We start from the raw sequence: 17,153 nt of genomic DNA on the forward strand, positions 1-17,153 counted from the left end.
TGGACGGTTAGTCAAACCGCCCGCCCCTCACCATGGACTGACCTTGTAATCCTTTAAGAAGCTCCCGTACAGATCCACTCCGGCTTCACCCATCACGATCGGATCGTAGACCCGGGCCGCGCCGTCGACCAGGTCGAGCGGGGCGTGGAAGCCTTCCTCGGCCAGCCGGATCTTGGTTTCGTGCGGCCGCTCGTCGGTGATCCAGCCGGTGTCGACCGCCGTCATCAGGATGCCATCGCTCTCCAGCATTTCCCCGGCCGAGGTCCTGGTCATCATGTTTAGCGAGGCCTTGGCCATATTGGTGTGCGGGTGCCCCGGCCCCTTATAAGCCCGAGCGAACTGGCCCTCCATCGCCGAAACGTTCACAATGTACTTCCGCCGCGCGCTGGCCCGCCGCATTGCCGGTCGCAACCGGGAAACCAGCAGGAACGGCGCGGTCACATTGCAGAGCTGCACTTCAAGCATTTCCAGCGGGTCGACCTGATCGACCACCTGGGTCCAGGAATTGATATTGCCCAGATCCGGCACTAAGCCGCCGGCATCAATCGCGGTGCCCGCCAAATGCTTCTCCAGCGAGGCCGAGCCGCTCTGCAGTGCCTGCGAGGTCAGCGCCAGCGAGGTCAAAGCGTCGGCTGCCAGCACGGGATGCTCGCCGAGCGAGGAGGCCAGCGCCAGCGGGTGCTTATCGTGGGCGTGTCCGAAGGTGAGCAACCGCGGCCCGCCCTGGGCCTCGCTCAGCTCGGCGGGCAGCGGAGTATTTTCCGCGTCGGCCAGCGGCTGGTAGGCGCCAGGGGAGCGTCGCACGGTCTGCGCTGCATTATTGATCAGAATGTCCAGCGGCTCCGCCGAAAGAGAATCGGTCAGCGCAATCACTTGCGAGGGATCGCGCAAATCAATGCCGACAATCTGCAAGCGGTGCAGCCACTCCGCGGAGTCCTCCATCGCGGCGAAGCGTCGGGCGGCGTCGTTCGGGAACCGGGTGGTGATGGTGGTGTGGGCGCCGTCGCGCAGTAGCCGGAGCGCAATGTACATACCGATCTTTGCCCGGCCACCGGTGAGCAGTGCCCGCTTACCACTTAGATCGGTCCGCGCATCGCGTTTGGAATGGTTGAACGCGGCGCACTCCGGGCAGAGCTGGTGATAAAAAGCATCCACCTGGGTATAGGGCTGCTTGCAGATATAACAGGGCCGTGGCCGTTGCAACACCCCAGCGATCTCTCCGGAGGCCGAAGAGGACAGCTTATTTCCCCGCGTCTCATCGTCAATCCGATCCGGTGCGGCGGTCGCGGTCAGCGCAATCACCGCCCGATCGGCTTCGGCCACCGCGTCGCGCTTCACCACCCGGCGGTAGCGTTTCACCGCCTTGAACATTTTGCCGGTGGCACGGCGCACCGCAATATAACGCGGGTCTTCCTCGTCCAGCAGATGCACCCGGCCCAGCACCCGGAGCGCGGTTTCGATCTCCTCGGCGCTCAGCTGGGCGGCCTGCTGCTGCTCGGCCTCGGCTTGGGCTGCTTCCTCTGGGCCGTCTAATTCATCGGGACTGGCGAAGGACTCGGTATTACTCACCCAGTAATTTTAGACGCACAAATACTAGGCCCACAGCACACCGAAGCTAGCACTAGCGCGCCGCTTGCCCAGCGCCGCCAGAATCCGCAGAGGCGGCAGCTGCACTGCTCGCGGACGAACTTGCTGACGACCCCGAAGCCGAAGCCTCTGCGCTCGAGGCGGCGAAACTTCCCGATGCGCTGGCCGAGCTCGCAGCAGCGCCGTCCTCGGCGGCAGCGTGCGCGGTGGCGTGCTCCGCCGTCACACGCTCCGCCGCAGCTGGCTCAGCGGAAGCAGCAGCCTTCGGCTCCGGAGCCGGTACCACCTGTCCTTTGGTCAGCACGGTGATCCCGGACTCGGTGATCCGGAAGCCCTGCGCGGCGTCTTGAGCCGGATCAACGCCGATGGTTGCGCCGGCAGGCACCCGCACATTCTTATCCAGAATCGCCTTGCGCACCACGGCGCCGGGCCCAATCGTCACCTTGTCCATCAGCACCGAATCCTCGACGATGGCACCCTCGGCGATATAGACGTCGTGACCCAGCACGCTGCCGGTCACCGTGCCGCCGGAGATCACCACGCCATTGGAAACAATTGAGTCTTCGGCGGTTCCCGGGGTGGATTCGCCCCGCACCAGCTTGGCGGGCGGGGAAATCGACTGCCGGGTGTAGATCGGCCATTCCAGGTTGTAAAGGTTGAACACCGGGAGTGGTGAGATCAGGTCCATTTGTGCGTCGAAGTACGAGTCGAGGGTGCCGACGTCGCGCCAGTAATAGCGGTCCCTGTCGGTGGCTCCTGGAATGTCATTGTGGTTGAAGTCGTAGACTCCGGCCTCGCCGCGTTCCACAAAATACGGGATGATATCGCCGCCCATATCGTGCTTGGTGTCCAGCCGTTCGGCGTCGTGGTCCAGGGCGTCCAGCAAATCAGTGGTGGTGAAAACGTAGTTACCCATTGAGGCCAGGAACTGGCTGGGGTCTTCGTCGAGCCCCGGGGTGGATTCAGGTTTCTCCACAAAAGCCTTGATCCGCCCGGCATTTTCCGGGTCGCTTTCAATCACTCCGAACGAGGGTGCGAGCTCAAGCGGTTGCCGTACCCCGGCCACCGTAACCGCCAGCCCGGAAGCGATATGGGCCTCCACCATCTGCGAGAAATCCATCCGGTAGACGTGATCCGCGCCGACCACCACGACATAATCTGGCTGCGCATCGTGGATCAGGTTCAAGGACTGATAGATGGCATTAGCGCTGCCCAGGAACCAGCTCTTACCGCGGCGCTGCTGCGCCGGTACCGAAGCTACGTAGTTGCCGAGCAGGTTCGACATCCGCCAGGTCTCGGAGATGTGCCGGTCCAGGGAGTGGGATTTGTACTGGGTGAGCACCACCACCTGGCGGTAACCAGAATTCACCAAATTGGAGAGCGCGAAATCGATCAGTCGGTAGCCACCGGCAAAGGGCACAGCTGGTTTAGCCCGGTCAGTGGTCAGCGGCATTAGCCGATTCCCCTCGCCGCCCGCCAGCACTATTGCCAGAACCTTCGTTACCGCCATGATGCTCTCACCAAGCCTTTCCCCGAGAAGGGGGTCAATCGTTCGACGTCGAACACCTTCACACTAGAACACGAAGCGCGCGAAGCACTACCGTATGAGCATGCGCATCGATATTGTGACCAAAGAATTCCCGCCGGAGATATACGGAGGCGCTGGGGTTCACGTCGCCGAGCTCTCCCGAGTGCTCGCCCCGCAGCTGGATTTGAGGGTTCGCGCTTTCGGCGCACCGCGGGCCGCTGACTATTTTGGTGCCCAAGTTTCCTCTTATCAGACGCCCGCGGATCTGGTCGAGCAGAACGCAGCACTGCAAACCTTAGGTCTTGATTTACGCATTGTGCCGGACATCACCGGTGCCGATTTGGTGCATTCGCACACCTGGTACGCCAATATGGCCGGGCACTTGGCTTCGTTGTTGCATGGCATCCCGCACGTGCTGAGCGCGCATTCGCTCGAGCCGCTGCGGCCCTGGAAGGCCGAGCAACTGGCTGGGGGCTATGCACTGTCCTCCTGGGCGGAGAAGACCGCCTATGAAGCGGCCGCCGCGATCATCGCAGTGTCCGCCGGAATGCGGGCCGACATTCTGCGCTGCTATCCCGAGGTGGACCCGGCCAAGGTCAAGGTGGTGCATAACGGTATCGACGTCCAACAGTGGCAGCCCGCTGTCGACGCCGACAGCGTTGAGCTGGTGCGATCACTCGGCGTCGACCCATCGCGACCCTCGGTGCTCTGGGTCGGCCGGATCACCCGGCAAAAAGGTGTGCCCTACCTACTGCGCGCTGCGGCTCTCTTGCCCGCTGAGGCGCAATTGGTGCTCTGCGCCGGGGCCGCCGACACCCCGGAGCTGGGGGAGGAAGTCGCCGGGCTGATTGACGGCCTGCGCAAAGAACGCGGTGACGACGGCGTGGTGTTGATCGAGCGAATGCTGCCGCGGCGCGAGCTCATCGCCCTACTCTCGCAGGCCACCGTCTTTGCCTGCCCCTCGATCTACGAGCCGCTCGGCATTGTTAACCTGGAGGCGATGGCTTGCGGTACCGCCGTGGTAGCCAGTGCCACCGGAGGGATCCCGGAGGTGGTCGACGACGGCGTGACCGGGCTTTTAGTGCCTCTGGAGCAGGTCACCGATGGCACCGGAACGCCACTGGATCCGGAGAAGTTCGTCGGTGATTTTGCCGAGGCGCTGACCGCTGCGCTGACTGATCCGGATCGGGCCCGCAAGATGGGGATTGCTGGCCGGGCTCGCGCCGAGGCGCACTTCTCCTGGGACGCTATTGCGGAGCAGACCATTGAGGTGTACCGCAGCGTGCTATGACGCGCGCGGGGTGAGCGAGCGATCCACGGTGGGAGGGGCGTAGTTCCCCGACGATAACCCGCCCACGAGGTGCGCTGGACCCCACTGAATCGAGGGCTTCAGTGGGTTAAACAGTCTGGCCCCAGCGAATCCTTTGATTCACTGGGGCCAGCTATGCCGGAGCCTACGACAGACCCGCCGCACCCTACTGCCTTTGCACCCTACTGGGTGGGGAGCCGGGCGCTGTTAGTTAGCGCTTCTTACTCGCCTGCTTCTGCTTGAGCAGCAGAATCTTTTCGTCAATCGGCGCTGAACCGGAGGCGCGCTGTTTACGGAAGTAATCCGCCGCCTCGTCCTGACGCTGTTTCTCCGCGCCGGAGGAGATCGGGGCCCGCAAGTGTTCCTGGGTGTAACCGAAGGCGTCCACCAATTCCAGGGCGTGCGGGCGAATCTTGGTTAGCAGCCGGTTGATGTAGTCGCCGACGGTGCGGGCCCGCTGCATCGAAAGTCGGCCGTTCATGAGGTACCAGGAGAGGTGCTTCTCGATCAGGCCGAGACCAAACAGGTCACGAACCCAGGTCAGTACTTCTTTGGTCTTCGGGTCGGAGACCTTGGCCAAGCCTTCGGTGAACGCTTCCCATTGCAGCAGCTCGGCATGCGCCCGGGCCGCTTCAATCAGCTCGTCTTGGTGCTGATTGAAGACCGCGGCGGCCTTCGCCTGCGGCAGCTTCGCGGCGTCCTTCAAAGCATTGCCAACCTCGGCCACCATCGCCTCGACCCGCTCGGTGAGCAGCGCTCGCTGGCTTTCTTCGTCCTTCAAAGCAATCGCTGAACGCTGCACGCTGCCGGTATCGGCGACAAACTGGGCGACCTGACGCAGGCCGGTCTTGTTCACTGCGACGTCGGTGGCCTGGCTGACCGCGAAGCGCGCCAGCACGCCAAAGTCGACATTGCGGAACTCCTTCGCATAATCGGCTAGCAAACGCTTGGCCACCAGTTGCAGCAGGATGGTGTTATCACCTTCAAAGGTGGCGTAAATATCCAGATCCGCGCGCAGCGAGGCAAAGCGGTTCTCGATCAGGAATCCGGAACCGCCACAGGCTTCACGGGCCTCTTGTAGCGTGTCCAAGGCATGCCAGGTGGAAAGCGATTTGAGCGCCGCCGCCAGGGTCTCCAGGTCTTGGCGATCCTCGTCGGTATCGTGCGCTCCGGAGAAGACACCGTCGAACTTCTTCAGCAACTGCTCGTGGGCGAAGCTCGCCGCGTAGGTGGTGGCGAGCCTGCTGAACAAGCGACGCTGGTGCCGCTGATAGTCGAGCAGAACCTCCTCCTCGGTATCCGAGCTGGCGTTGAACTGGCGACGCTCGGAAGCGTACTGAATGGCGATCTTGAGCGCGATCTTGGAGGCGGCAACCGCAGCCCCATCGAGCGAGACCCGACCCTGCACCAGGGTGCCGATCATGGTGAAGAAGCGACGCCCCGGGCTGGCGATTGCCGAGCTGTAATTACCCTCGGCATCAACGTTGCCGTAGCGGTTAAGCAGATGAGTGCGCGGCACCCGGACCTGATTGAAGTGCAGCCGACCATTGTCGATGCCGTTCAGGCCACCCTTGATGCCGTCGTCCTCGCCGCCCACACCGGGCATGAACTCATGGGTCTGCGGGTCGCGCAACTGAACGTAAAAAGCGTGTACGCCGTGGTTAACACCCTTGGTGACCAGCTGCGCGAAGACCACCGCGGCCAGGCCATCAATGGCCGCATTGCCGATGTAGTCCTTCCAAGCCGCCCGGAACGGAGTGTGGATGACGAATTCCTCGGTGGCTTCGTCGTAGGTCGCCGTGGTGGCAATCGAGGCCACATCGGAACCGTGACCGGTCTCGGTCATTGCGAAGCAGCCCGGGATCTCCAGGCTCATAATGCCCGGCAGCCATTTGTCTTGGTGTTCTTGGCTGCCCAGGTGCATTACCGCGGCACCGAACAGGCCCCACTGCACACCGGCCTTGATCTGCAAGGATGGATCAGCGGTGACCAGTTCCTCGAAGCCAGCGATATTGCCGCCATGGTCTTCATCGCCGCCTAGGCGCTTGGGGAAAGCGCGATGCACCGCCTTGGCGTCGACCAGCAACTTGAGTTGCCTAAAGGCACGCTCGCGATGCTCGAAATGGGTGAGTCCCTCGACTTTGTGCACATCGGGCAGGGCAGCCAGTTCGCGGGCCAGCTTACGAGTGCTGGCCCACTCACCGAGCAATAACTCGCCGAGTTCAGCGGTGTCGATATGGTCCGACTGATCGGCACCACTCGGGCGGGATTCGCTTGCCGCTACTTTGCTTTCAGACATTGGGAGTCCTTTGCTCTCTGGTTCTGATGGAGGATGAAAAGCTTTTCTACGTGCTTACTTCGGAAGGTTGAGTTGGGTTTCGATGCCGAGGAACAGCCATTGGGTGATCTGTTCCGCCATTTCCTCAGCGTCGGGTCGGTTGCCCTGGGTTTCCCGGGCGCCATCCAACCAGGACTCGCCTGCGGTGCGCACCAAGCCGATGGCAGCTGTTGGCCAATACCGGGCCAGCGGGGTCTCCGCTCCGCCAAAGTGTTCGCGCATCGGGGCGGCCACCATCTCAATAATGGCGTCGAAAAACCCGCCCAGCGCACCACCAGCGTGACCGATATCGGGCACCTTGGCGACGCCCTGGCCGGGGGCAGCCTGGGTGACAAAGGCGTAAACATTGGGGGAGGTCTCAGCCATGTGTAAGTAGGCGGAAACCATGTTTTTCAAGCCATTTCGCGGATCGCGAGCGGTCTTGATTGCGGAGAAGATCACTCCTTGCATCTGGCCGATCACCACTTCGCCGACGGCCTGCTGCAGCCCGGCCTTATCACCGAAGTAGCGGTAGAAGACTGATTTCGAGGTGCCAGCGGCGGCGGCAATATCGTCCATCGAAGCGTCCGGTCCGAGCCGGTGCACGGCGCGCCGGGCGACTTTGATTAGCTCAGCGCGACGCTGCTCTCGGTGGCTGGCCCAGCGTGCCGAGCGGCCATCAACCGAGTGTTCCTCGGCGGAGTCCGCAGTGGCGGTCACAATAAGCGAAGCGGTGTTCACGATACCCAGCGTATCAGGTACGCTAGGTATCGGTAACCTTTGTGGGCCTATCCTTAAGTCAGGCCCGTCATTTTTTCCTCAGGAGTTCAGAATGGCCACTCAGAACAGTTCCAACGCCGACCGTCCGGCCGCTACTCCAGCTCAGCCGAAACCAGCATCGCCAGCAAAGCCTGCACCCAAGCCCGCGGCTGCTGCGAAACCGACCTCGTCGCCCACGCCAGGGTCCGAGTCGCCAGTATCCGAATCGCCGGTGTCCGAGTCGAAAGTTGCTTCTGCTCCCGCGGTAAGCTCGGCAGCGAGCAAGCCGTTGACCGCCGGCGGCGGCCTACGCAGCGCCGTGGTGATCGGCGGCAATCGGATTCCTTTCGCGCGCAGTGGTGGTGCATACACCTACGCCTCTAATCTCTCCATGCTGACCGCGGCCCTGGACGGCTTGATTGCCCGCTTTGGCCTGCAGAACGAACGAATCGGCGAGGTCGCGGCCGGGGCGGTACTGAAGCATTCACGCGATTTCAACCTGACTCGCGAAGCCGTGCTTGGCTCTGCGCTTTCCCCTGAGACCCCCGCCTACGATGTGCAGATGGCCTGTGCTACTGGCGTCGAGACGGTGCTCAGCCTGGCCGATAAAATCAAGCTCGGCCGGATTGATTCAGCGATTGCCGGCGGTGTTGACTCGGCTTCGGACGCGCCGATTGCGGTCAGCGAAGGACTGCGTACCGCATTACTCGATCTGAGCCGGGCTAAGACGCTTGGTCAGCGCCTGCAGATTCTTAGCAAGATCCGGCCCAAAGATTTGACCCCCAATGCGCCGAGCACGGGTGAGCCGCGCACCGGACTGTCAATGGGGGAGCACCAGGCGATCACCACCGCTGAGTGGAAGATCAGTCGTCAGGCGCAAGACAAACTAGCCCTGGCGAGCCACCAGAACCTTGCCGCCGCCTACGACCGCGGCTTCTTCGACGACCTGATCACTTCCTATAAAGGCCTGAGCAAGGATTCGAATTTGCGCGCGGATTCGACGTTGGAGAAGCTCGGCAAGCTCAAGCCGGTGTTCGGCAAGCGACTGGGGGCTGAGGCCACCATGACAGCTGGTAACTCCACGCCATTGACTGATGGCGCATCGTCGGTGTTGCTCGGCTCTGAGGAATGGGCGAGATCCAAGGATCTGCCCATTCTCGCCAAGGTGATCGATGGCGAGGCCGGTGCGGTTGACTTTGTGCACGGTAAGGACGGCTTGTTGATGGCTCCGGCCTTCGCAGTGCCGCGTTTGCTGGCTCGGAATGGCCTGAGCTTGGCGGATTTCGATTTCTACGAGATTCACGAGGCCTTCGCCGGAACCGTGCTGAGCACGCTGGCGGCCTGGGAGGATGAGAAGTTTGGCCGGGAACGGCTCGGACTGGACGGTGCGTTCGGATCTATCGACCGCAGCAAGCTCAATGTCAACGGTTCTTCGCTCGCGGCCGGCCACCCCTTCGCTGCTACCGGAGGCCGGATCGTGGCAAGCCTGTCAAAGATGCTGCACGAAAAGGGCTCGGTGGATGGCCGACCTGCCCGCGGTTTGATCTCCGTTTGTGCGGCGGGTGGCCAAGGCGTGGTTGCAATTCTGGAAGCGTATGTCCCCACTGATGGAGAATCCAAGTAATCATGGCGCGGGTAAAAGCTGATAAGTACACCCAATTCGTTTCGCAAGGTTTCGGTAAGGAACTGGCAAAAAAGCTGGGCCTGCCGCAACCGGCTATTCTGCGTCGTTTTGATCCCACCCAGCCGCTGATCAGCGGGCCGGTGCTGGTGATCGGTTCCTCTGCTGGGGCCGATGACTTGGCTCATGCGCTGCTCGATTGGCAACTCGACGTCCGCCGGGTCGCCACCCCGAAGCAGAAGCTCGGCGCCATCATCCTGGTGCTCGACGAGCTGGCCGATCCTACTGAGCTTTCCGAACCGATCCGGACCGCCGGAGCCTCGTTACGTGACCTCTCGCCAAACGCTCGCTTGGTGACCATTTCGCGTCCAGCCACCGCGGATCAGGAACCCGCAATGGCGGCAGCGCGGAACGGCGTTGACGGTATTTTGCGTTCGCTTGCCAAGGAGCTTCGCGCTGGGGCTACCGGCAACGGCATTGTGCTAGCCGATGGGGTGCGTACCGTTGCGCCGAGCGCCCTGGGTGCGCTGCGCTTCTTCCTCTCTGGGCGCTCAGCCTTTGTCGATGGACAATTTCTCACGGTGAGCACCGATGCCGGCGAAGCTCCGGCAGATTGGGCCCGCCCGTTGGAGGGGAAGGTGGCGGTGGTCACCGGTGCGGCGCGAGGTATCGGTGCCGCCATCGCTAGAACCTTAGCCCGTGACGGTGCCAGGTTAATTGTGGTCGACGTACCACCGGCCGGGGATCACCTGGCCGCCGTCGCCAATCAGGTGGCTGGTACTGCGCTGCAACTGGATATCACCCGGGAGGACGCTGGAGAAAAGATTCTGGCGCACGCCAAGGAGCGGTACGGGCGGATCGATATTGTGGTGCACAACGCCGGAATCACCCGGGACAAGCTGCTGGCGAATATGGATCAGGGTCGTTGGGATTCGGTGATTGCCGTCAATATTGCCGCCCAATTGCGGATTAACCGGGCGCTTTTGGCCTCTCCGGTCTTCACTGCCGAGAGGCCGCACATCGTCTCGGTAGCCTCGATCAGCGGTATTGCCGGCAATCGTGGCCAGACCAATTACGCTGCCTCGAAGGCCGGAGTGATCGGTATGGTGCGCTCTACTGCTGGCCTGCTGGCACCGCTGAATGGCACGATCAACGCGGTGGCCCCGGGATTCATTGAAACCGATATGACCGCGAAGATCCCGTTCGCTACCCGAGAGGTTGCCCGGCGACTCAACTCGCTGCAGCAAGGTGGTCAACCGGAAGACGTTGCCGAGACCATCGCTTTCCTGGCCAGCGATGTGGCTGGTGGGATCACCGGTAATGTGCTCAGGGTCTGCGGCCAGAACCTGGTGGGGCAATGAGTACCGCCGAACCGGTGGCAAGTGTCGCCGAACCGAGGAAGATTATTGAACTCAGTGAAGCGCCGTCTTTGTCGAAACTCTATGCCAAGGCCGCAAGTAGCACCGCGCTGGGACTGGTCGGTCTAGCCCGCCGTTCTTCGGTATTTCCCAATACCGAGTATCGGCTGAGCGGTTTGCGTGCGGATCGCGAAAAACTTCGTGATTTCAACCGGCTCATGCATGGCAGTGATCGAGATGAGTTGCCAGCCGGTTTCGCGCACATTATGGTCTTCCCGACCTCAATCGCGCTGATGGCTGCTGATGATTTTCCGCTTCCGCTAGTGGGGGCGGTGCACTTGGCGAACCGAGTCGAGCAACGTCGCCGGGTCGATCCGACCGAGTCATTCAGTGCGCGAGTCTGGGCGCAGAATCCGGCGCAGCACCGGGCAGGGACTCAGGTTGAGATTGCTGCCGAGCTGAGCACTGAGCGGGCTGGCGAGGTGGTCTGGAGCTCGGTGTCGACTTACCTCGCCCGCGGGGTCAAGCTCCCGGGGCTTAGCGCTGTGCAGACACCCGAACGGGAAAAATTCAGTGTCCCTGACGCCAATGCCCAGTGGGCTTTGTCGAGTGATATCGGTCGACGCTACGCCGCGCTCTCCGGCGATGTAAACCCGATCCATATGAGCTCCTTGAGCGCCCGGGCACTCGGCATGAAGGGCGCGATTGCGCACGGTATGTATTTGGCCTCCCGGGCACTTGCCTCGGCGCAGCCAGCGGGGTTGGAAGCCTTTGAATGGCGGGCGGAGTTCGCTACGCCGACCTTCATCCCGGGGCTGGTTTCGGTTCGCTTCGAGGAAATTGCTGAGGGCGTCAAATACCAAGGCTGGAACGCTCGAAACGGCAAACCGAACTTCTTCGGCAGCGTCAGCCCTCGCTAAAACATCCGTACCATCCCCTCGAGTGTCGAGATACGGGGCTTAAACCGAGGTTTTAAGCCCCGTATCTCGACACTCGATGGGTTTGACGGGTTTGAGTTGATTGAGCAGGAGCGTCCGGGCGAATCGGGAGTGCGGCTGCCAGGATAGCAACCGCCAATAGCAAAGCGCCGGTGGCAAAGAGCATCGGACCGACCCCGCACAGCGCGATCAAGGGGCCGCCAATCAGCAAGCCGAGCGCCCCACCGGATTCCACCACCACCGACTGCACCGCGAGTAAGGTGCGACGATCCGGTCCGCTGGAGGTATTGGTGATTTCCCGCGTGACCGAAACGAATCCCAGCGCGGCACCGAAGCCCGAGAGCAGACCGCCCACCCCAAAGCCCCATGGGCTCAGTAACCAAGCCATCAGAATCCAGGCCAGGCCGTTGAGCGCCCAACCCGAACCGGCGACTTTGAGCAGTGGCAACCTGCCAGCCAAGGCGCGGACCACCGGGATGCCCACTACCGAACCCAGGCCGTACCCCGTCACGCCAAAGGCATAAAGCACTCCCGGGTTGCCCTGCCGGTAACCTTCAATCGCCATGCCGAGTACGAAAGCAAACCAAATCAGGCAGGCGGTGCCGCGGATAATCAGCCCACGAACAATCTTCGGACGGCCCCGAAAACTCGCAAGCAGCTGTCCCGCCGACTGTGACTTCTCCGGCGAAGCCTGCTTCTTGACCGCGGCTGCCGATTCTCTTGTCCCCGGCCGTCGTGCTCCGCTGGCCGCTTCAGATCGTGACGGGCGATTGGTGCGTCGAACCGGCAAAGCCAGGGCAGCGGAGAGGAGCAAAGCAGCAGACTCGATGAAAAGCATTTGGTGCAATAGCCCAGCCGCAACGGCGAGGGCACCGAGGCCCGGCCCGATAATCATTGTGCTGCGCGAAATCAGTTCACGCCAGGTCAGCGCACTGGCGGCTTTACCCGGTCCTATCGCGTCGCCAATATCAGCCAGCATGGCATCCCGGCCGGGGCTGACTAGGGCCGCGCAACCGCCGATCAGTAAGCCGGAGAGAAACAGCGTTGGCGCCGAGAGCGCGGATAGCAGGTCGAGAACTGGCAATAGCGCGGTACACGCGGCGTAGCAGAGCATCACCAGGGCGAGACGCGGACCGGTGGTCAACCATTGCCGCGCTTTGGGAGCCCACCACGGCGATAGCAGGATCGGTAATCCCACCGCGCCAGCTGCCACTCCCGTCGCCGCGGCTGAACCAGTGGCCGAGAGTGCAAGCAAAGGCAGCGCAACCGCAGAGGATTTGGCGGATAGATCTGCACAGAGCGCACCGAAGAGCAGAGCGACTAGTTCAACAGCTGGGCGCTGAGCTCGAGAAGTTTTCACCTCTCCAGCTTTGCAAGCTTCGTGAGCTCGCAGTAGTACGCAAACACCGAGGTCTAGCCATAACATATTCTTATGGCAGATATTCCAGAAGTTGATGACCTAAGACTTGTTCTGGCGATTGCCGATGCTGGCTCGGTGGGAGCCGCCGCACGTTCGCTTCTTATTTCCCAACCCTCAGCTTCGAGCAGGCTGAGTCGCTTGGAGCGTCGGCTGGGTGCCGATCTTTTTTTGCGCACAACGCGGGGAAGTAGCCCGACAGCCGCGGGTGCCGAACTGATTCGCCGCTCACGGCATATCCTTGGCCATCTAGAACAGCTCTTTGACGATGTTTTAGGAAGTACCGAGGCGGCGCCCCTCACCATCGGCTGTTTTCACACTCTGGCGGATTCAGTCATGCCCTTGCTGGATGCCGCTTTCCCCGCCGGTTCGCTGGTGCAGCGGGTTGATCATGGATTGCAGCTTGTTGATTGGGTGGCGGAGGGGAGTATGGACGCCGCCGTCGTCGCCATCGCTGAGCAGATGACGCTGCCGCAGGGTGTGCGGGCCGAGCGTATCGGCTTTGACCAGTTGGTGGTTTTTGTGCCTCGTGGAGCTCCCACCCCGGGCTCGGGCAAACAACCGCTCAAAGGTCTGCAGATGCCCACCGCAAGCTACGATCTACGGCAGGACGAGCTGAGGTCACGAATCATTGCCCTGGGTGCCACGCCACGGCCCGGTGCCACCATTGTCGCGACGATGCGTATGGCCCGGCTGTCAAAACACGCTGCCTTGGTACCGCGCAGTGCTGCCGTCAATGATTTGCACCCGGGGGAGCAGCTACTCGACCTACCTTTCCGCTGGCGTCTGACCCTCAGCCTGGTGGCCCGAGCGCATCGTGATCCGCGGCTCAATACGATTGGCGAGTATCTGCGCCGGGAATTGGAACTCAGCTAAAGACACATCGAACGACACTGTGAGGCATTTCGAATGCCCCGCTCAGCTGGTCCGCTGAGACTAGGGTTGGCTCATGATTATTTGGCTCAATGGCACTCATGGGGTGGGGAAGACCACGACCAGCAGCTTGGTGCAGCGGCTACTGCCCGAATCGCGGGTTCTCGACGCGGAGAAGGTCGGGGAGGTGCTGATGGATATTAAGCCGGGGCTACCGGCGACTGATAATTTCCAGCACTGGCAGCCGTGGCGACCGCTCGTTGTGGAGACAGCTCGGCGGGTGCTGGAATACACCGGAGGTCGGTTGGTGATGCCGATGACGGTGCTAGTTGAGAGCTATTGGCGGGAGATCAGCGCCGGTTTATCCGAGCACGGCATAGCGATTCAGCATTTCGTGCTGCACGCCGAGCAGGACACGCTGCGGGAGCGCATTCAGAACGACGAGGACCTCGGACCCTCTAGTTTCCGTTTCGCCTATCTGGAGGCTTACGCCGAAGCTGCCCGCAGCTGGCTGCACAACGATGCCGAGGTCATCGACACCACGCACCTCACAGCGGAGCAAAGCGCAGAGCAGATCGTCGCTTCAGTGCTAGGCCGCCGGGAATAACACGCGGCGTGAGTCCTCGTGAGTCCTCAGTGGTTCGCGCGGGAGAAGGCGCGGGGACAACGGCCAAGGGCGCGTTAAAGAAAACGGTCCCGGCTCAAATTCGAGCCGGGACCAACTGTGCGCGGAGGGGGACTTGAACCCCCACCCCGTTTCCAGGACTAGCACCTCAAGCTAGCGCGTCTGCCATTCCGCCACCCGCGCAGGTGGACTTTCGAAACCCCTGAAAGCCTCTCGGCGTATCAAAAAGTCATGAAAGCAGCGAGAAAAACCATAACACGATTCTGGGTGAAAACTTGAATCCGCTGCGCGGTACGCTGGGAAAAGACCCAATGACGATGTGATCGGAGACTGGCGCATGGAACACCCCAAGGCTGAAGAAGAAGTAGTTCGGATCTGTCAGGAACTGATTCGTTTCGACACCTCCAATTTCGGTGACGGCACCGGGCCGGGGGAGCGCGTCGCCGCTGAATACACCGCGGGCCTGATTGAGGAAGTCGGCCTGGACACCACCATTTTCGAATCGCAGCCCGGACGCACCTCGGTATTGACCAGAATGGCGGGTAAGGACCCCAGCAAGGGCGCCTTGGTGGTGCACGGCCATCTCGATGTGGTGCCCGCGCAAAAAGAGGACTGGTCGGTTGACCCGTTCGGAGCCGAGGAGAAGGACGGGCTGATCTGGGGCCGCGGAGCGGTCGATATGAAAGACATGGACGCTATGATCCTCTCGGTGATGCGCGCCATGGCGCGCGAGGGAAGAGTGCCAGAACGGGACCTGATTTTCGCCTTCTTTGCGGACGAGGAAGCCGGCGGAACCTACGGTTCGCATTGGGCGGTAGATAACAAACCCGAACTCTTCGAAGGTGCCACCGAGGCGATCAGCGAGGTTGGCGGCTACTCGACCGAAATTGGTGGCCAGCGCACTTATTTGCTGCAGACCGCAGAGAAGGGGCTTTCCTGGTTACGTTTGCTGGCCCACGGCCGGGCAGGTCACGGTTCGCAGATTAACACCGACAACGCGGTTACCAGATTGGCTGCTGCGGTGACTCGCATTGGTCAGTATGACTGGCCCATCGAACTCACCAAAACCACGCGCCAATTTCTCGATGGGGTGACGGAGCTGACCGGGGTGGAATTCGATCCCGATAATCCCGAGGAAATACTCAAAGAGCTCGGCACCGTGGCCCGTTTCGTTGGAGCCACCTTGCAGAACACTACCAATCCCACGGTGCTGCGCAGCGGCTATAAGCACAATGTGATTCCGGGCACCGCTGAGGCGTTGATCGACGCTCGGACTCTACCGGGGCAGCAGGAGCAAGTGCTGGAGATCGTCAAAGAGCTGGCGGGAGAAGGTGTTGAGGTCAGCTACGCACACCGCGACGTCGATCTGGAAGTGCCTTTCGCCGGTAATCTGATCGACTCGATGATCGACGCTCTGCACAGCGAGGACCCCGGCGCTAAAGTCTTGCCCTACACCCTTTCCGGGGGCACCGATAACAAGGCGTTGAGCAGGTTAGGAATTGCCGGTTACGGCTTCGCGCCACTGCAGCTGCCCAATGACCTGGATTTCCCAGCAATGTTCCATGGCGTCGACGAGCGGGTTCCCACCGACTCACTGAAGTTCGGTGTCCGGGTGCTGGACCGACTGCTGAGCAGCTACTAATGACGCAGCCGGTGCAGGAATTGCTCAGCGATGAGCTGCTGGAACGGTTCCGCGCTCGCGCCGCTGAGTACGACGCGGAGAATCGTTTCTTCACCGAAGACCTCGCGGAGCTTCGTGAGATTGGTTATCTGAGCTTGTTCGCACAGCCTGAGGGTGGCTTGCGGCTCGCCGCAGCGGCGCAGCGGCGCTTAGCCACTGCTGCGCCCGCCACTGCCTTAGCGATCAATATGCACCTGGTCTGGACCGGCGTCGCTCGGCTACTCAAAGACCGCGGCGACGATTCTTTGCAATTCGTGCTTGACGAGGCCGCTGCGGGCGAGGTTTTCGCCTTTGGTAACTCGGAGCCCGGAAACGACTCGGTGCTCTTCGATTCAAACACTGTCGCCGAACCTTTAGCTGCTGGCGGCTATCGATTCACCGGTCGGAAGATCTTCACCTCGCTTTCTCCGGCCTGGACCCGGCTGGGGGTTTTCGGTAAGGACAGCAGTGGTGAGCAGCCGGTACTGGTGCACGGTTTCCTGGACCGGCAGAGCCCCGGCTACCGGATTTTGGACGACTGGAACACGCTCGGCATGCGCGCCAGCCAATCCAACACCACGTTATTGCAGGGTGTGGAAATCTCGGCGGAACGGATTTTCCGTAAGCTACCAGTCGGCCCCAACTCTGATCCCCTGATTTTCGCGATCTTTGCTTGCTTCGAAACCCTGATCGCCTCGGTGTACGCCGGAATCGGCGAGCGTGCCGTGCAGCTGGCAGTGCAGGCAGCGCAGACTCGTCGTTCCCAGAAAAACGATTCAGAACTCGCCAAAGACCCGGTGGTTCGGCAACGCGTCGCGCGGGCGGCGCTGCTAATGGATGGGGTCTACCCGCAGCTAGAGGCGGTGGCCAACGATATCGATCTGCTGGTCGACCGTGGCTCGCAGTGGTTTCCTAGCCTGGTCGGCCTCAAAATCAGGGCCACCGAGACCGCTCAAGACGTGGTGAAGCTGGCAATAAAAGTGAGCGGCGGAGCGAGCTATTTTGCCAGCGCCGAACTGAGCCGTCTGTATCGGGATGTGCTGGCCGGGCAATTCCACCCCTCGAGCGAGGACTCCGCGCTGAACACCATTGCTAACGCCTGGCTAGGGCCAGCCTGAGCCAGGCGTTAGCGCTCCGAGGAGCGAGTCAGCCTGGTCCTCC

12 protein-coding genes, 1 tRNA gene and 1 pseudogene are annotated in these 17,153 nt (G+C 61.7%); 8 read left to right on the plus strand and 6 right to left on the minus strand.

Features of this window, described 5'->3' with window-relative positions; all coding sequences use genetic code 11:
- Positions 1-27: 27 nt before the first annotated feature.
- Positions 28-1,476 carry an SDR family oxidoreductase gene (locus tag UM93_RS04210; protein WP_045076852.1) on the minus strand — a complete coding sequence of 483 codons (1,449 nt, stop codon included), beginning with the start codon at positions 1,474-1,476 and terminating at the stop codon, positions 28-30.
- Between the two features lie 298 nt (positions 1,477-1,774).
- A pseudogene (glgC, locus tag UM93_RS04215) lies at positions 1,775-3,097 on the minus strand (glucose-1-phosphate adenylyltransferase); the annotation flags it as partial.
- Between the two features lie 100 nt (positions 3,098-3,197).
- Between glgC and glgA the strand changes: the two are divergent.
- The gene (gene glgA / locus UM93_RS04220; protein WP_045076855.1) at positions 3,198-4,406 is read left to right on the plus strand and encodes a glycogen synthase; all 1,209 of its coding nucleotides are present in this window, start codon (positions 3,198-3,200) and stop codon (positions 4,404-4,406) included.
- A gap of 229 nt (positions 4,407-4,635) precedes the next feature.
- Here glgA and UM93_RS04225 read toward each other — a convergent pair whose 3' ends face one another.
- Together UM93_RS04225 and UM93_RS04230 are read right to left on the minus strand one after the other, a co-directional pair.
- Complete coding sequence (locus UM93_RS04225; protein ID WP_045073871.1) at positions 4,636-6,723, minus strand: acyl-CoA dehydrogenase family protein; 2,088 nt, start codon at positions 6,721-6,723, stop codon at positions 4,636-4,638.
- A 54-nt stretch (positions 6,724-6,777) separates the two neighbouring features.
- Entirely contained in the window at positions 6,778-7,482 is a 705-nt protein-coding gene (locus tag UM93_RS04230) for a TetR/AcrR family transcriptional regulator (protein WP_045073873.1), read from the minus strand.
- A gap of 91 nt (positions 7,483-7,573) precedes the next feature.
- Here UM93_RS04230 and UM93_RS04235 point away from each other — a divergent pair, with 91 nt between their 5' ends.
- The 3 genes from UM93_RS04235 to UM93_RS04245 are packed head-to-tail and all read left to right on the plus strand — an operon-like array spanning position 7,574 to position 11,399.
- Positions 7,574-9,124: an acetyl-CoA C-acetyltransferase gene (locus UM93_RS04235; RefSeq protein ID WP_234399381.1), complete on the plus strand. Its 1,551-nt coding sequence runs from the start codon at positions 7,574-7,576 to the stop codon at positions 9,122-9,124.
- Positions 9,125-9,126: 2 nt separating this feature from the next.
- Complete coding sequence (locus UM93_RS04240; protein WP_045073875.1) at positions 9,127-10,482, plus strand: 3-oxoacyl-ACP reductase; 1,356 nt, start codon at positions 9,127-9,129, stop codon at positions 10,480-10,482.
- Positions 10,479-11,399 carry a MaoC family dehydratase gene (locus tag UM93_RS04245; RefSeq protein WP_045073876.1) on the plus strand — a complete coding sequence of 307 codons (921 nt, stop codon included), beginning with the start codon at positions 10,479-10,481 and terminating at the stop codon, positions 11,397-11,399. The genes UM93_RS04240 and UM93_RS04245 overlap by 4 nt, the downstream gene beginning before the upstream one ends.
- Positions 11,400-11,451: 52 nt before the next feature.
- On the opposite strand, the gene UM93_RS04250 is transcribed toward UM93_RS04245, so the two are convergent.
- Positions 11,452-12,777, minus strand: a complete 1,326-nt coding sequence (locus tag UM93_RS04250; RefSeq protein WP_045076858.1) for an MFS transporter — start codon at positions 12,775-12,777, stop codon at positions 11,452-11,454.
- A 72-nt stretch (positions 12,778-12,849) separates the two neighbouring features.
- On the opposite strand from UM93_RS04250, the gene UM93_RS04255 reads away from it, so the two are divergent.
- Positions 12,850-13,710 (plus strand): LysR family transcriptional regulator, encoded by an 861-nt coding sequence (locus tag UM93_RS04255; protein WP_045073878.1) that lies wholly within the window; start codon positions 12,850-12,852, stop codon positions 13,708-13,710.
- Positions 13,711-13,783: 73 nt separating this feature from the next.
- A complete protein-coding gene (locus tag UM93_RS04260; RefSeq protein ID WP_045073879.1) occupies positions 13,784-14,314 on the plus strand; it encodes an AAA family ATPase in 531 nt (176 codons plus the stop codon).
- 118 nt (positions 14,315-14,432) lie between these two features.
- Here UM93_RS04260 and UM93_RS04265 read toward each other — a convergent pair.
- A tRNA-Leu gene (locus tag UM93_RS04265) sits at positions 14,433-14,515 on the minus strand.
- A gap of 154 nt (positions 14,516-14,669) precedes the next feature.
- Here UM93_RS04265 and UM93_RS04270 point away from each other — a divergent pair.
- Positions 14,670-15,974: a M20/M25/M40 family metallo-hydrolase gene (locus tag UM93_RS04270; protein ID WP_045073881.1), complete on the plus strand. Its 1,305-nt coding sequence runs from the start codon at positions 14,670-14,672 to the stop codon at positions 15,972-15,974.
- Positions 15,974-17,110 carry an acyl-CoA dehydrogenase family protein gene (locus tag UM93_RS04275; protein WP_045073883.1) on the plus strand — a complete coding sequence of 379 codons (1,137 nt, stop codon included), beginning with the start codon at positions 15,974-15,976 and terminating at the stop codon, positions 17,108-17,110. Before UM93_RS04270 ends, UM93_RS04275 begins: the two co-directional genes overlap by 1 nt.
- Positions 17,111-17,153 lie beyond the last annotated feature (43 nt).

Source organism: Psychromicrobium lacuslunae (assembly GCF_000950575.1).
Classification (GTDB): Bacteria; Actinomycetota; Actinomycetes; order Actinomycetales; family Micrococcaceae; genus Renibacterium; species Renibacterium lacuslunae.

What these genes read in the sequence shown, in the direction of transcription:
- UM93_RS04240 (WP_045073875.1), top strand. Translation starts at nt 9,127, where the DNA reads ATGGCGCGGGTAAAAGCTGATAAGTACACCCAATTCGTTTCGCAAGGT.
- UM93_RS04245 (WP_045073876.1), top strand. Translation starts at nt 10,479, where the DNA reads ATGAGTACCGCCGAACCGGTGGCAAGTGTCGCCGAACCGAGGAAGATT.
- UM93_RS04235 (WP_234399381.1), top strand. Translation starts at nt 7,574, where the DNA reads ATGGCCACTCAGAACAGTTCCAACGCCGACCGTCCGGCCGCTACTCCA.
- UM93_RS04270 (WP_045073881.1), top strand. Translation starts at nt 14,670, where the DNA reads ATGGAACACCCCAAGGCTGAAGAAGAAGTAGTTCGGATCTGTCAGGAA.
- UM93_RS04275 (WP_045073883.1), top strand. Translation starts at nt 15,974, where the DNA reads ATGACGCAGCCGGTGCAGGAATTGCTCAGCGATGAGCTGCTGGAACGG.
- UM93_RS04260 (WP_045073879.1), top strand. Translation starts at nt 13,784, where the DNA reads ATGATTATTTGGCTCAATGGCACTCATGGGGTGGGGAAGACCACGACC.
- UM93_RS04225 (WP_045073871.1), bottom strand. Translation starts at nt 6,723, where the DNA reads ATGTCTGAAAGCAAAGTAGCGGCAAGCGAATCCCGCCCGAGTGGTGCC.
- glgA (WP_045076855.1), top strand. Translation starts at nt 3,198, where the DNA reads ATGCGCATCGATATTGTGACCAAAGAATTCCCGCCGGAGATATACGGA.
- UM93_RS04255 (WP_045073878.1), top strand. Translation starts at nt 12,850, where the DNA reads ATGGCAGATATTCCAGAAGTTGATGACCTAAGACTTGTTCTGGCGATT.